Annotated in this window: 16 protein-coding genes; 9 read left to right on the forward strand and 7 right to left on the reverse strand. The window is 71.5% G+C overall.

What is annotated here, in order from left to right:
- Positions 1 to 22 precede the first annotated feature (22 nt).
- Together ACZ7SW_RS27090 and ACZ7SW_RS27095 are read right to left on the reverse strand one after the other, a co-directional pair.
- A complete protein-coding gene (locus tag ACZ7SW_RS27090; protein ID WP_470233166.1) occupies positions 23 to 607 on the reverse strand; it encodes a nuclear transport factor 2-like protein in 585 nt (194 codons plus the stop codon).
- 64 nt (positions 608 to 671) lie between these two features.
- Positions 672 to 1,364, reverse strand: coding sequence for a helix-turn-helix transcriptional regulator (locus ACZ7SW_RS27095; RefSeq protein ID WP_470233167.1), 693 nt, complete (start codon positions 1,362 to 1,364; stop codon positions 672 to 674).
- Between the two features lie 270 nt (positions 1,365 to 1,634).
- Here ACZ7SW_RS27095 and ACZ7SW_RS27100 point away from each other — a divergent pair, with 270 nt between their 5' ends.
- From ACZ7SW_RS27100 to ACZ7SW_RS27125, 6 genes are all read left to right on the forward strand, one after another.
- Positions 1,635 to 2,462 (forward strand): MerR family transcriptional regulator, encoded by an 828-nt coding sequence (locus tag ACZ7SW_RS27100; RefSeq protein ID WP_470233168.1) that lies wholly within the window; start codon positions 1,635 to 1,637, stop codon positions 2,460 to 2,462.
- A gap of 82 nt (positions 2,463 to 2,544) precedes the next feature.
- On the forward strand, positions 2,545 to 3,474 hold the full coding sequence (locus ACZ7SW_RS27105) for a hypothetical protein (protein ID WP_470233169.1): 930 nt from the start codon (positions 2,545 to 2,547) through the stop codon (positions 3,472 to 3,474).
- Between the two features lie 7 nt (positions 3,475 to 3,481).
- Positions 3,482 to 3,847: an RNA-binding S4 domain-containing protein gene (locus tag ACZ7SW_RS27110; protein ID WP_370938275.1), complete on the forward strand. Its 366-nt coding sequence runs from the start codon at positions 3,482 to 3,484 to the stop codon at positions 3,845 to 3,847.
- Positions 3,848 to 3,937: 90 nt separating this feature from the next.
- Complete coding sequence (locus ACZ7SW_RS27115; protein WP_470233170.1) at positions 3,938 to 4,093, forward strand: hypothetical protein; 156 nt, start codon at positions 3,938 to 3,940, stop codon at positions 4,091 to 4,093.
- Positions 4,094 to 4,104: 11 nt separating this feature from the next.
- A complete protein-coding gene (locus tag ACZ7SW_RS27120) occupies positions 4,105 to 4,371 on the forward strand; it encodes a hypothetical protein (RefSeq protein ID WP_470233171.1) in 267 nt (88 codons plus the stop codon).
- Complete coding sequence (locus ACZ7SW_RS27125) at positions 4,368 to 4,943, forward strand: TetR/AcrR family transcriptional regulator (RefSeq protein WP_470233172.1); 576 nt, start codon at positions 4,368 to 4,370, stop codon at positions 4,941 to 4,943. The genes ACZ7SW_RS27120 and ACZ7SW_RS27125 overlap by 4 nt, the downstream gene beginning before the upstream one ends.
- On the opposite strand, the gene ctaD is transcribed toward ACZ7SW_RS27125, so the two are convergent.
- The 4 genes from ctaD to ACZ7SW_RS27145 form a co-directional block, all read right to left on the reverse strand.
- A complete protein-coding gene (gene ctaD, locus ACZ7SW_RS27130) occupies positions 4,944 to 6,650 on the reverse strand; it encodes an aa3-type cytochrome oxidase subunit I (protein WP_470233173.1) in 1,707 nt (568 codons plus the stop codon).
- Between the two features lie 161 nt (positions 6,651 to 6,811).
- Positions 6,812 to 6,994 carry a hypothetical protein gene (locus ACZ7SW_RS27135; protein ID WP_470233174.1) on the reverse strand — a complete coding sequence of 61 codons (183 nt, stop codon included), beginning with the start codon at positions 6,992 to 6,994 and terminating at the stop codon, positions 6,812 to 6,814.
- A gap of 14 nt (positions 6,995 to 7,008) precedes the next feature.
- Positions 7,009 to 7,434, reverse strand: coding sequence for an SPW repeat domain-containing protein (locus ACZ7SW_RS27140; protein ID WP_470233175.1), 426 nt, complete (start codon positions 7,432 to 7,434; stop codon positions 7,009 to 7,011).
- Positions 7,435 to 7,456: 22 nt separating this feature from the next.
- Positions 7,457 to 8,221 (reverse strand): acetate uptake transporter family protein, encoded by a 765-nt coding sequence (locus ACZ7SW_RS27145; RefSeq protein ID WP_470233176.1) that lies wholly within the window; start codon positions 8,219 to 8,221, stop codon positions 7,457 to 7,459.
- A 198-nt stretch (positions 8,222 to 8,419) separates the two neighbouring features.
- Between ACZ7SW_RS27145 and ACZ7SW_RS27150 the strand changes: the two genes are divergently transcribed.
- The 3 genes from ACZ7SW_RS27150 to ACZ7SW_RS27160 all read left to right on the forward strand — a co-directional run bounded on the left by ACZ7SW_RS27150 (position 8,420) and on the right by ACZ7SW_RS27160 (position 11,880).
- On the forward strand, positions 8,420 to 9,514 hold the full coding sequence (locus ACZ7SW_RS27150) for a calcium:cation antiporter (protein ID WP_470233177.1): 1,095 nt from the start codon (positions 8,420 to 8,422) through the stop codon (positions 9,512 to 9,514).
- A gap of 510 nt (positions 9,515 to 10,024) precedes the next feature.
- Positions 10,025 to 11,467, forward strand: coding sequence for an MDR family MFS transporter (locus ACZ7SW_RS27155; protein WP_470233178.1), 1,443 nt, complete (start codon positions 10,025 to 10,027; stop codon positions 11,465 to 11,467).
- Positions 11,468 to 11,472: 5 nt separating this feature from the next.
- Positions 11,473 to 11,880, forward strand: a complete 408-nt coding sequence (locus ACZ7SW_RS27160) for a hypothetical protein (protein ID WP_470233179.1) — start codon at positions 11,473 to 11,475, stop codon at positions 11,878 to 11,880.
- 600 nt (positions 11,881 to 12,480) lie between these two features.
- Here ACZ7SW_RS27160 and ACZ7SW_RS27165 read toward each other — a convergent pair.
- Entirely contained in the window at positions 12,481 to 14,082 is a 1,602-nt protein-coding gene (locus ACZ7SW_RS27165) for an FUSC family protein (RefSeq protein WP_470233180.1), read from the reverse strand.
- Positions 14,083 to 14,370: the final 288 nt, after the last annotated feature.

The raw sequence follows: 14,370 nt of genomic DNA on the forward strand, positions 1-14,370 counted from the left end.
CATGCCTCGCGGGCACCCGCGATCACGGGAGCGGACGCGTCCCCGGCACCACCCATTCGCGGTCCACCCGGCCGTCGACCGCGACCAGCACTGCCAGCCCGCCGCGCGCGCCGTCCGACCAGGTCCCGGCGATGGTTTGCCGCGCCGGGTCGAGCACCAGCTCACCGCGCCACGGATGCGCATCCGTTGCCAGGGCGCGCAATCCGTCCCGGTCCAGGTCGCCCTCACCCGGCCCGTCCGGCAACGGCGACCGGCCGTCCGGAGAGGGAATTGTCCAGTTCCGCGCGACTTTTCCTCCCGAGAGCACGCACAGATCGGCGCCGGTGAGGACCACGCCGTCGCGGCGGGTGACGTCCCAGGTGAAGGCGAGCCGATCGGCGCCATCGATGACGAACGTGCGCGGCACGAACACATTCCCGACTTCGCGCTGGTATCGAGCGATGAACGCCTCGGCGTCCGCCGGGCCGATCAGCGGGTCGAGGCCGGGTTTGGCGCCGGACCACTGGCGGCCGTCGGCGGTGAGCAGCCGGTGCGCGAGCGAGGCGTCCTCGTTCCACATGCGACACCAGAGGGCGGGGATTTCTTCGGGGTTCAGTTCTTTCGGCATGCGACGACCATCGCGGGCGCCGGCGACACCGTCCTGTCGGTGTTTCCGCGCCGCGTGGCGCAGGTCACTCGCCGAGCGGACGGGCGGAGATCCGCGCGAGTTCGGCGTCGAGGTCGACCTCGCGGCGCTCGACGCGGTCGCCGGTGAGCTCGAGGGCGCGGATCCGGTCCAGCAGAAAGCCGCGGACCGCGTCGCGCAGACGGCACCAGCCGAGCACATACCAGCCCGCCGGGCCCCACAGCAGCCCCAGCGGCTCGACGTCGCGTTCCGTCTCCTGCCCCTTGGCGTCCACATAGGACAGCCGAAGGACGCGCCTGGCCGCGAGCGCGGTGAGGATCAGTCCGCTGTGGACGGCTGGCGGTTCGGGCTCGCCGACCCGGTGCAGCCGCGCGGCGAGGTGCTGTTCGGCGTCGCGGACATCGGACGGCAGCCGCGCCAGCACCTTGCGCGCCGCCGACTCCGCCGCGCCCGCGAACGGGGAACCAGCGGCTGAGCGCAGCGCGACGGTGATCGCGATGGCTTCCTCCGGCGTGAGGGCGAGCGGCGGCAGGGTCCGCTCGCGGTCGAGGCCGTAGCCGCCGGTCCGCCCGGTCTCGGTCCAGATCGGGACGCCCGTTTCGCGCAAAGCACCTAGGTCGCGTTCGATCGTGCGCACGCTGACCTCGAACCGCGCCGCGAGCCACGCCGCGGTCCGGGTGCGCGGCGCGACCGCCCGGAGCTCCTCGACAAGCGCGTACAGCCGGTCCGTGCGATTCACCCGGCCAGCCTACGGACCTGCCGATCCTCACCCGATCGGGTGGCTTTGCGGGCGACCGCCGTCACGCGGGACACCCTCCGCTGTTCCGTTCGCGGGAGCCGCAACCGGCTCCGGTCCGTCCTGTGGAGGGCGGCGGACCGGCGCGGTCCCCTCGTTCGTCGGGGGACGAGGGGGCCACCGGGAACGGGTCGGCGCAGGGGGCTGGCCCGTTCCCGGTCCGGCGGGGACACTTGACTCTCACACCGTGTCAGAGCGTGTGCTGGGGAAGTCATGTTCACCATCGGAGAATTCGCCCGCCACGGCCGGGTCTCGGTCCGCATGCTGCGGCACTACGACGCGCTCGGCCTGCTCCGGCCCGCGGAGGTCGACCCGCGCACCGGCTACCGGCGCTACACCGCCGGACAGCTGGCCGCGCTCAACCGGATCGTCGCGCTCAAGGACCTCGGCTTCGGGCTCCGCGAGGTCGCCGCGCTGCTGGCCGAGCAGGTCACGCCGGAGCAGGTCCGCGGCATGCTGACGCTGCGCCGGGCCGAACTGGCCGAACGGGTCGCCGCCGACCGGCTCCGGCTGGCCGCGGTCGAGGCGAGACTCCGCACTCTGGAAAGCGAGCACGCCATGCCGGACACCGACATCATCGTCAAGGACATCCCCGCGACGCGCGTCGTGCGGCTCACCGCGACCGTGGAGAGCTTCTCCGCCGAGGCGATCAGCCCGGTCCTGCGCCCGCTGTGCGCGGAACTCGGCCAACGGCTCGAAGGGTCCGACGCGGTCCCGTCCGGACCGCTGACCTGCTACTACGAAAAGCCCGCAGGCGAAGACGATCCGGTCGTCGTGCACGCCGCGCTCCCGGTGTCCGGCGCTGTCGCCGCGCCGAACGGGCTCGAGGTGGCCGAACTGCCCGCCGCGCGTGCCGCGACGCTCGTCCACCACGGCCCGGCGAGCGGATTCCTCGCCGGCTACCAGGAACTGGCCCGGTGGACCGACGAGCACGGCTTCCGCGCGGACGGCTTCCCGCGCGAGGTCTATCTGCACACTTCCGGCGACGAACGCGAATGGGTAGTCGAACTGCACGAGCCCTTCGCCGAAACACCCCGCTGACCGGCCAAGACCCGACCTTCGACGGTTGCGCCGCCGCCCGTTCCGGAGGCGAATGGGTGGGGACGACCCGAGGAGGACGCAGGTGTTCTCGACAGGTCCCGGCACCCAGCCGGACCGGCTCGCCGACGCGTTGGCGGACGGGCCGTTCAGCCGCGCCCTGACGCTGGCCATCGACCGCAGCGGGCTCGGCCTCGACCGGCTGCGCGACCGGCTCGCCGCGGCGGGCGCGGCGGTCAGCACCACCACGCTCAGCTACTGGCGGACCGGCCGCACCGTGCCCGCCCGTGCCCGCTCGCGCGTCGCGGTGCGGATTCTCGAGGGCGTGCTCGATCTGCCGCCGGGTTCGCTGACCGGGCTGATCGAGCGCGCCCCCGAGCCGCCGCCGGTTCCCGTCGTGCGCTGGGAACGGCTGTGGGGACGGCGGGGCGCCGTGCTGCGGGTGCTGAACTCGTTCGAGACGGCGTACCGGACGTCGCTGGTGGTCGTCAGCCTGCACGAGGCCGTGCACGTGGGCCCGGACCGGCGGCTGCTCCGGCTGGAAGTGCGCGAGGTGCTCCGCGCGACGGAGGACGACACGCACATCCGGCTGGTCACCGCGCACGGCGTCGGCCCCGGCTGCCCGCCCAAGCTGGTGCGCACCCGCTACTGCTCGCCCGGGCGCACGGAAACCCTCGTCGAGGAGGGGTTCACGGTGGCCGAACTCGTCCTCGGCCGAGGACTGGACCGGGGCGAAACCGCGATCGCCGAGTACGAGTTCGAGTTCACCGACGACCGCCCGGACTGGTCGTACGAGCGCCGGTTCCGCAACGCCGTGCACGAACACCTGCTGGAACTGCACTTCGCGCCCGGTCACGAGCCGCGGGCCTGCCACGCCTACCGGCTCGACTCCCCCGCCGGGCCGGAGACGACCGTCGCCGAACTGCCGATCACCCAGGGCCTTCCCGCGCACGTCATGTCGGCCGCGGTCACCCCGGGGATCCTCGGCCTGCGCTGGCAATGGGACGCGCCATGATGGACGCATGGAATCGACGCGGATCGACCGCTGGCTCTGGGCGGTCCGGCTGACCAAGACGCGCGCCGACGCCGCCGCCGCCTGCCGCGGCGGGCACGTGCGCGTGAACGACCGCCCGGCGAAACCCGCGACGACGGTCGTTCCCGGCGACGAGGTCCGCGCCCGGATCGGGACGACGACCCGGGTGGTCGAGGTCGTGCAGGTGATCCAGAAGCGCGTCGGCGCGGCGGTCGCGGCCACCTGCCTCATCGACCGCACCCCGAAGCCGCCGCCGGAAGCGGCGATCCCGGTCGCCCGGCGCGAGCGCGGCGCGGGGCGCCCGACGAAGCGGGAGCGCCGGGTGCTGGACGAATTCCGCCGCCAGCAGAGCTGATCCAGGTTCCCGACCGGGCGATTGTGGCGCGGGCTAATTTGCGTACCTTGTAAGCTTACGTCGTACGCATGCGAGACCCGGGGAGTCGCCTTGATCCCGATCGCCGTCCCCCTGCTGTGGCTCGCCTGGCTCGGCCTCACCGAATGGGCGCCGATGTTCCCGCTCAACGACCTCTCCCCGGGCAACCTCCGCCCGCGCCTGCTCGCCGCCGCGGTCAACTACCCGTTTACCCGTTCCCGCTGCTGATCGCCGCGGGCGTGGCACTGCACCGGCCGTGGTCGTCGATCGCGGCGCTGGCGTTGTGCGCGCTGATCCTCGCCGGGCACGTGATCAGCTGGTGGCTGCCGTATTTCGGGATCAGCTCGGCCGCCCAGCGCGAGGTCTGCGCCCGCGACTACGCGCGCACCTGGAAAATCCTGCCGGCCGCCGGGCACGACGTCGTCCCGGACGTCCAGCACCTGGTCGTCGGACTGCTCACCCTGGTCATGTCCGGCACGACCCCGGCTGCCACGCTGACCGCGTGAACGACACGCCGCGCCGCCGGCCGGGCCGTCCGCCGCAGGTCAGCGCCGAGGACATCGTCACGGCGGCGATCGGCCTCATCGACGACGACGGCCTCGACGCCCTGACCATGCGAGCGCTCGGCTCTCGCCTCGGCGTGGCGGCGATGTCCTTGTACCGCCACGTTCCGCACCGCGACGCCGTGCTCGCGGCGGTCGTCAACCGCCTGGTCACCACCGCGCTCGCCGACCTCGCGCCCAGGGCGTCCTGGCCGGAAGCGGCGACCGGGTTCGCCGAGGCGTACCGCGCGATGCTGCTCAGCCATCCGCACGCGGTTCCGCTGCTGGGCACCCATCCAGTCGACGTCGACACGGTGACGCCGCTGCTCGCGGGCGTGCTCGACCGGTTCGCCGCGGACGGCATCGCGCGGGAAACCGCGCTGCTCGCGTTGCAGTCCATCGGCGTCTACACCCTCGGCCACGCGCTCGCCCAAGTCGGCTCGCCGCCGAAGCCGGTCGATTCCGCCGCCGCCGAGTACTACGACCAGTGGTTCGCCGCCGGGCTCCGCGCCCTGGTCAAGGGGTTCCAGCCCTGATCAGGCGTCCGATTTCTCCCGCGACCGCCGTCCCCAGTGGATGTGCTGCTCGTCCCGCATCCGCTGCACCGCCTCCGGGTAGTGCAGTTCGAAAGCGGGCCGTTCGGAGCGGATCCGCGGCAATTCGGTGAAATTGTGCCGCGGCGGCGGGCAGGACGTGGCCCATTCCAGGGAATTGCCGAAGCCCCACGGGTCGTCCACTGCGACCCGCTCGCCGTACCGGTAGCTCTTCACCACATTCCAGACGAACGGCAGCACCGAGGCGCCGAGAACGAACGCGCCGATCGTGGAAATCGTGTTCAGCAAGGTGAATCCGTCGCTGCGCAGGTAGTCCGCGTACCGCCTCGGCATCCCTTCCGAGCCGAGCCAGTGCTGCACCAGGAACGTCGTGTGGAAGCCGATGAACGTGGTCCAGAAGTGCCATTTCGCGAGCGATTCGTCGAGCATCCGGCCGGTCATCTTCGGGAACCAGAAGTAGATCCCGGCGAACGTGGCGAACACGATCGTGCCGAACAGCACGTAGTGGAAGTGCGCGACCACGAAATACGTGTCGGTGATATGGAAGTCCAGCGCGGGCGCGGCGAGCAGCACGCCGGTCAGGCCGCCGAGCAGGAACGTGACCAGGAATCCGACCGACCACAGCATCGGCGATTCGAACGACAGCGTCCCCTTCCACATCGTGCCGATCCAGTTGAAGAACTTCAGCCCGGTCGGCACCGCGATCAGGAACGTCATGATCGAGAAGAACGGCAGCAGCACCGCGCCGGTGGCGAACATGTGGTGCGCCCACACTGTCGCGGAAAGCCCGGTGATGCCGACCGTCGCGAACACCATCAGCCGGTATCCGTAGAGCGGTTTCCGGCTGAACACCGGAATGATTTCGGTGACGATCCCGAAATACGGCAGCGCGACGATGTACACCTCGGGATGGCCGAAGAACCAGAACAGATGCTGCCAGAGGATCGCGCCGCCGCTGGCGGGGTCGAAAACGTGCGCGCCGAGCCTCCGGTCGGCCTCCAGCGCGAACAGCGCGGCGGTGAGGATCGGGAACGCGATCAGCACGAGAATCCCGGTGAACAGGATGTTCCAGGTGAAAAGCGGCATCCGGAACATGGTCATTCCCGGCGCGCGCAGGCACAGGATCGTGGTCGTCATGTTGACCGCGCCGAGAATGGTTCCGAGACCGGACACGATCAGGCCCATGATCCACAGATCGCCGCCGACGCCGGGGCTGTGCACCGCGTCGGACAACGGCGTGTAGGCGGTCCAGCCGAAGTCCGGGGCCCCGGCCGGCGTGAGGAACGCGCTCAGCACGATCAATCCGCCGAAAAGGTACAACCAGTAGGAAAACGCGTTCAACCGGGGAAACGCCACGTCCGGCGAGCCGATCTGCAGCGGCAGCACGAAATTGGCGAAGCCGAACACATTCGGCGTCGCGTACAGCAGCAACATGATCGTGCCGTGCATGGTGAACAGCTGATTGTACTGCTCCTGCGACAGGAATTGCAGCCCCGGCTGGGCCAGTTCGCCGCGCATCAGCAGCGCCATCGCGCCGCCGACGAGAAAGAAGGCGAACGACGTCCCCAGATAGAGCAGTCCGATCTGTTTGTGGTCGGTGGTGCGCAGGACGCCCAGCAGCACCGAGCCCTTTTTGCCGCGGCGGGGCGCTTCGGCGATCACCACTGGCTGCGGCTTCAGCTGCGTCATGACCGGCCTCCCGCGCACCCGACGATCGCCGGGCAGCCGAAGGCAGCCCGGCCCTCATCCGAGACGGGTAACCGGCCGCTGCCCGCGGCAAACCCGGCTTTTTCAGCGGGACGGCAGCTGTCCGTTCGCCAGTGCCGCGCCGAACACGACCGCCGCGCCGATCACGAGGAACACCGCCCCGGCAGCGGGTGCGGACGCCCACCACACCACGCCCGAAGCGCCACCAGCCAGGCGCCGACGAGGGTCTCCTTCCGGGCCGGCGGGCCCGCCTTGAGCGCACGCAATCCCGCGCCGCCCAAGGCGAGCACACCGATCCCCAGCACCGCCAGCACTGGCCAGTACATCGCTCTTCCTTTTCCTACTCCTGGAAATCGCCGGAATGCCTGCGGTAGGCGACGGTCACCGAGATGACGGCGAAAATCGCCAGCAGGACGCCGACGATCAGCGCATTCGTGCGCAAGGCGTCGCGATGGCCGTCGACCGGGTAGCCGAAGGCGAACGGCGCGGCGATGAGCCAGAGCCCGATCACGACGTTGACCAGGCCCAGCCAGCGCGCCCGTTCCGGCAGACCGAACCGGACCAGCGCGACCGCCGCCACGACGATCCCGCACACGAGGCTGTTCCAGAATCCGGCCGTCGCGGAGAGCGTGAAGGAGTAGCTGTACGCGAAAGCCGCGAACACCAGCCACGCCCCGGCCAGGAACTCGGCGGTGAGCGGCAGCCTGCTTTCCCGCAGCTTCCGGTCCCGCGGCGTCAACGCGGTGAGCGCCATGCTCATCTTCATCCGTGGTCACCTCCTCGCCGGGCTACTGCCCGGCCTTGATTCCCGGCTCGCCGTGATCGAACTGGATCGCCTGGTGCAACGGCACTGTGGTGGTCCGGGCGGGCTGCGGCGCGCGCACGCCCATCGGCAGGATCACCCGGTGGTGCGCCGCTTCGAGCACCATCGCGCTGCACGCGTACCAGGCCAGCACCGCGGACGCGAGCAGGAAGTACGCGGCGATCGTGCGCACGACGCCGACGTCGCCGATCAGGCCGATCGCCAGCAGCGTCGCCCCGGCGGCGAGGACCGCGAGCAGCGCGCAGAGCACCAGGCTTTCCGCCAGCGCGGCGAGCGCGGCGGTCCAGGTGATCGCCGCGAGCCCGATGAACCAGAAGCCGATCGCGGCCGCCGCGACCGGGCTCGCCGTCGTCGAGGGCACCCCGCCGAGACCGACGAACAGCTGGTAAATCCCGTAGCCGATCCAGAACGCGCCCCACGCGCCGTGAATGACGGTGGCGAGCGCGTCGCGGGCCCGGTAGGACCACATCCCGGCGAGGAACTGCGCGACGCCGCCGAAAGCGAACGCGAACGGGGCCAGCAGCAGGGGCGTCGTCGTGCTGTCGCCGAACCAGCCGGCCAGGTTGGCCGCCACCATGAACGTCGACACCGCGAACCCGGCGAGGCCCAGGATCGACGGTGCGGCCACCGGGCTCAGATTGATGTGCGTGTGCTCGCGCCAGAACGAATACTCCGCGCCGTCGCCGCCTGCCGGCATCGCGCGGCCGGCCATCCTCGTTTCGCGGGTCATCTCCGGCTCCTTTCGCGCCGACCACCCCTGTGCGCCGCGCGTACCCCGCCGCCGACCTGCGGAACCCTGCATCCGCTAGGCCGAACGAGTGAACTTCGCGCCGGGCGGCGCGACCGGCAGTGTCCATTTCGGACGCGACACTCCCCCGGGCGGACGGCGTCCCAGGCGACGAAGGGTCCGGTATGCCAGGGTGTGCGCATGGCGAGCGTCCGCGGTTATCTGTTGTCCTGGACCACTTTGCTGCCGTTGGTCGCCCTGGTCCTGCTGGCGCTCACCTGGGGCCGCACGCTGGGTCCGGTGCCGGTCGCGCTGGTGGCGATCGCGCTGGCGGGCACGGTTCTCGCCGCGGTGCACCACGCCGAGGTGGTCGCGCACCGGGTCGGCGAACCGTACGGCTCGCTGGTGCTCGCGGTCGCGGTGACGGTGATCGAAGTCGCGCTGATCGTCACGATGATGGCTTCCGGCGGCGACAACGCCGACACGCTGGCGCGCGACACAGTGTTCGCCGCCGTGATGATCACCACCAACGGCATCGTCGGGCTGTCGCTGTTCGTGGGCGCGCGCCGGTACGGGGAAACCCGGTTCAATCCCGAAGGCAGCGGCGCGGCGCTGGCGACGGTCGGCACGCTGGCGACGCTGAGCCTCGTTCTTCCGACATTCACCGCGAGCACTCCCGGCCCGGCGTTCTCCGCGCCGCAGCTGGCTTTCGCGGCCGGTGCGTCGCTGGTCCTGTACGCCACTTTCGTGATGACGCAGACCGTCCGGCACCGCGACTTCTTCCTCCCGGTCGACGCCGACGGCGAGACCCGCGAGGAAGAGCACGCGGAGCCGCCAAGCCTGCAGAAGACCTTGGTGAGCCTCGGCCTGCTGCTGATCGCATTGGTCACCGTGGTCGGCCTGGCGAAGGTCGAATCCCCGGCGATCGAGGCGGGCGTGCGGGCGGCCGGGCTGCCGCAGTCGTTCGTCGGCGTGGTGATCGCGCTGCTGATCCTGGCCCCGGAAACGCTCGCGGCGGTCCGCGCGGCCCGGCGCGACCGGATGCAGATCAGTCTCAACCTCGCGTACGGGTCCGCGATCGCCAGCATCGGCCTGACGATTCCGGTCATCGCGCTCGCCTCGGTGTGGCTGAAAGGCCCGCTGTTGCTGGGTCTCGGGCCGACGCACATCGTGCTGCTCGCGCTCACCGTGGTGGTCAGTGTGCTGACGGTGGTGCCCGGGCGGGCGACGCGGCTTCAGGGCGGGGTGCATTTGGTGCTGCTGGCGGGATTCCTGGTGCTGGCGATGAATCCGTGAGGTTTCCGTCTCGCGGCGAGGGCGCGGACGGCGTTTCCCGGCGGAGGACCTCGTTCTCCTGACCGGATTCCCGCCTGGCCGCGGGCGCGCTTGTCCCGGCGCTGCGGCTCCGCGGTGGAGCGCGCCTGGCGCGGGAACGAGATTCTCTCATTGGTCTCGCCAGCAACCGTCCGGCCGCTGGTCGGGCCGCTTTTTCCGCCGCTGGCCGAAGAGCGGTTCCCCGCACTGCCGCGGGCCGCGGGAGGAAAAGGACGCCGGTTTTGTCGGTGCTCATCCGTATCCTGGCCGGGTGAAGATCCAGCAGTCCCCTACTCCGTCCGCTGCGGCCGGTGAAGCCGCGCGCAGAGCTTTCCCCGGCAGCCGCCCGACAGTCCCCGGCCGTCCGTCGGCCGATGCCCGCTTCGTTCGTGCCGCCGGCCCCGCCCCCGTCGCCTTCGCGAGCGCCCGAGGCGCCGCCGCCCGGCTCGCGACCCGTGAATCCGTCCGCGCGACCGCAGGCGAGGTGCGCCCATGAGCGGCGTCTCGTCCCCCGCCGCGGAGGCCCCGGGGCGGCCGCCCGCCAAGCCCGGGCTGCTGATCGGCGTCCTCGTGCTGTCGGCGTTCGTGATGATCCTCAACGAGACCATCCTGAGCGTCGCGCTGCGCGACCTCACCGTCGACCTGTCGGTGCCGACCACCACGATCCAGTGGCTCACCAGCGGGTTCCTGCTCACCATGGCCGTGGTGATCCCGACGACCGGGTTCCTGCTCGAACGGTTCACGCCGCGGCAGGTGTTCGTCTTCTCGCTCGCCTCGTTCAGCCTCGGCACGCTGCTGTGCGGTGTCTCGCCAGGGTTCGGCTTGCTGATGGTGGGCCGGGTCGTGCAGGCGTGCGGCACCGCGGTGATGATCCCGCTGCTGATGACCACTGTCATGCGGCTCGTGCCGGCGCAGCGCCGCGGCGCGACGATGGGCACGATCAGCATCGTCATCGCGGTCGCGCCCGCCATCGGCCCGACGATCGGCGGCGCGGTGCTGTCGTCGCTCGGCTGGCGGTGGATGTTCTTCATCGTGCTGCCGCTGTCGCTGGCGGCCCTGGTCACCGGAATGCTGCAGCTGCGGATCGACAGCGAAACCCGGCCGGTTCCGCTCGACGTCCTCTCCGTGCTCCTGTCCGCCGTCGGTTTCGGCGGAGTGCTGTACGGCCTGTCGTCAGCGGGGGAATCCGCCGAGACGGCACTGATGCCGCCGTGGCTGCCGATCGTCGTCGGCGCGGTCTCGCTGGCGGTGTTCGGCTGGCGGCAGCTCCGCCTGCAGCGACGCGACCGCGCGCTGCTCGATCTGCGGCCGTTCACCCACCGCAGTTTCGTCGTCGCGCTGGGGCTCAGCGCGTTGCTGTTCATGTGCCTGATCGGCGTGGGCGCGATCCTGCTGCCGCTGTATCTGCAGACCGTGCTGCACAAGTCCACGTTCGTCAGCGGCCTGGCCGTCCTGCCCGGCGGTCTGGTGCTGGGCTTGCTCGGCCGTCCGGTCGGCGCGCTGTTCGACCGGGTCGGCGCGCGTCCGCTGGTGCTGCCGGGTGCGCTCGCGATGACGGTCTCGCTGTGGCTTTTCTCGTTGCTGAGCCCGGATTCGCCGCTGATCGCGGTGATCGGCATCCACATCGTCCTGATGGCCGGCCTCGGCCTGATGATGACGCCGCTGATGACCGAATCGCTGTCGGCGCTGCCCGACCACCTCTACTCGCACGGCAGCGCGATCCTGTCCACGCTCCAGCAGGTCGCCGGCGCGCTGGGCACCGCGGTGTTCGTCAGCGTCGCGACCCTCAGCAGTGCCGACCACGCCGCCGTCAGTCCTGATGCCAACGGCCTGCAGATGGCCTTCGTCGTCGCCGGCTGCATCGGCTTGGCCGCGGTGGCCGGGGCGTGGTTCGTCCGGTCGACCCGCGCGGAGCAAACGGAGGAGGTGGCCTGAGGCCCATGGACCCGGAACGGCTGGACGCCGTCGCCCGCACCTACGTCGCGGCAATGACCACCATCCGCGGCCGACGCGTGCACCGGCTGGTGATGCGCTGGCTGGCCGGCTACGACCACGTCCTGCCGACCGTCACCGCCGACGGCACGCCAGCGCTGCTGGCGCTGTCCGCCGACGGCCGAGCCGCCTTCTGCCACAGCGACGGCCGCGGCCCGTCCGCGGACCTGGTCACGTGCGGCCCGACGCCCGGGGTCACCGTGACGTCCGCGCACGACCTCACGAAGGACTCGCTGCCGGTGCTGAGCTGGACGGTCCGGCATCCGGGATTGCTGGACGTCGCTGGCCCGCTGACGATCGCCCCCGGCGGGGACACGGACCAGGAGGAGATCGAGGCGGCCCTGCGTCCTCGGTAGCCGGGGGCCTTGCTCGCTGGAGCGGCGGCTCGGAGCCTGTGCTGATGACCGGTGCGCGGCCAGGCCTCGAGGCGCTCGTCTCGGAGGTGGGTGCTCGGCAACCGGGCTTCGACCAAGGCCAGGACACTCGCCAACGTTCGCGCCGCCCTGGACTGCGTCCACCGTCCGCAGGAAATCTCGCAGGCGTGTCCGCTGGCCGAACTCGCTGGGCATCCCCCGAGCCGGGCGAGCATCCGCTGTTCGCGAGTCAGGCACGGGCACTCACACCGAGCACAACGCATCGAGCACCCCGAACCACCGCCCGGCCGAACCACCACTCGGCCGGGCGGCTGGGCGGGCGGGCGGCTGGGCGGGGCGTGCATGCGTGCGGACGGGCGAGCAGGCACGCGAGCGGGCTAGCGGGCGAGCGGACGGGCAGTCTGGCTGGCGGGCTGGCGGGCTGGCGGGCAGTCTGGCTGGCTGGCGGGCGAGCGGACGGGCAGTCTGGCTGGCGAGCTGGCGAGCTGGCTGGCTGCAGTCTGGCGGGCAGGCGGCAGTCTGGCGGCCAGGCGAGCGGGCACGCAAGCGAGCGAGCTGGCGAGCAGGCGGGCGGTCCCAGCCTCACCGGCCGAACGCGCTCCTCCACCGTTCCACGTCCCGCAACCCGCCGTCCGGCGCGGACCAGCAGGCCTGGAGCAGGTCGTAGCCGTCGTGGACCAGGGCGGCGTGGGCGGGCCAACGCCCAGCGGCCCAACCGGGTTCGTTGTGCGCCGAATCCACCCCCGCCCGGGTCGCGCCTTCCAGTTCGAACTGGAGGTCCCGGCGCGCAGCCGCCCGCGGAACCGGCGCGCCGGCCAGAACCGCGCGGGCGGCGGCACGGACGCGAGATCCGGTCCAGGCCAACGTCTTCCGATGCGCCCGCGGCACCACCGCGTACTGCACGACCACCGCCACCGCGACCCCGATCGCCGTCTGGGCGAAGCGGTCCGCCACGGCGGGCCATACCGGGCCCGGCAGGCTCGCCACTCCGGCGGCCAGCAGCGCGAGCGGCGTGATGACCACCGTCGCCACCGCGTAATTCCGCGGCACCACCAGTTCCACGCAGAACTGCAGCACCGCCAGGATCAAGATCAGCACGATTCCGGACGGCGCGACCATCATCACGAACCCGAACAGCACCAGCCCGGCCGCGGTCCCGACAAACCGGTGCAGCGCACGCACATTCGCCCGCCTCCGGTCCAATCCCTGCTGCAGCACCACCAACGCACTCAGCACCGCCCAATGCGGCCGTCCAAACCCGACTGCCACCGCCAGTTCCCCAGCGACCACGCAACCCGCGCCAACCCGCAACGCCGTCAGCGCGGCATGCGAGCGCAACGGAACCGCCCGCCGCAACCGGTACCCGACGCTCGGTCGCGGCAACGGCAGCTTCCCCGGCGGCAACTCGACGGACTCGCCCGGCGAAGCGTCCGCGAACCGCCGGTGGGCGGCAAGCAACGCCGCCACCAGATCCGGCTTCGTGCCCCGGCGCGGATGTCCCGCGTCGTGCAGCGCGGTCCACGCCGCGGACACCGCGGCACCGGCAGCATGCCGAGCCTCAGCCGTCTTCCGCTCCGCCGAGACGAACGCGTCGACCGCCCGCACCGCACGTTCGACAGCGGTCCGTTCCGGCTTGGTCCGGTCCGCCAGCACCCCGGCCATCGACACCACGACCGACGATCCGACTCCCGCCGCGGCGCACCCCAGCACCACCCACGGCCGGGCTCCCGCCTCGACCGCCGCCTGCGCACCCGCGCAAACGAGCGCGAAGAACAACGGCCCCGGCGGCCCAAGCCGCAATGCGTCGACGACGTACGTCGCCAACACCGCGACCACCGAAACCACCAGCACCGGCACCGGCACCGGCCCCGGCGGAACCACAGTCCCCACCGAAGCACCCAACGCAGCCGCCGCGAGCAGTCCGGCACCAGCTGTCGCCACAACGCCCGCACGAACCCGGTACGGCCTCCCCTCGCCGTACAAGACCGCGAACGTCCCGAGCGTGACGAACAACGCCGAGGCCGACGCACCCGCCAGCACCAGCGCGATCCCCGGAACGGCCACCGCCGCCGCGGCCCGCAACCCAGCCGACCACCGCCTCCCGACCGGCGGCAAGGCGAACATCAGCGCCCGGAACCCCGCCACGCGAGGCAACTGCTCAACCGGCTCGGGCGACGATCCCATCCGCCCATCCCAGCACGCCGCCACCCGGCCCGAAACCCCGACCGCACCGGGCAGAGACGGCGGGCACACTGCGGGCGTACGTCTCGGTGTCGCGGGAGTTTCCCTGTTTGCTGCCCGACGTCAGGGTCGGGGCCAGCTCCCGGCGGAGGCAAGGGACAGCCAAGGGCAACCGTCCGACGCGACAATCGCGCCAGCTACCGGCGCGTCACGACCCCAGTGCGACGAAACAAAGCACGAACCGTCCCGGACGACCAGCGTCTGCGGTCCACAACGGACGAAACAGCCGTC

It is taken from the genome of Amycolatopsis sp. NPDC114484, from assembly GCF_055633755.1.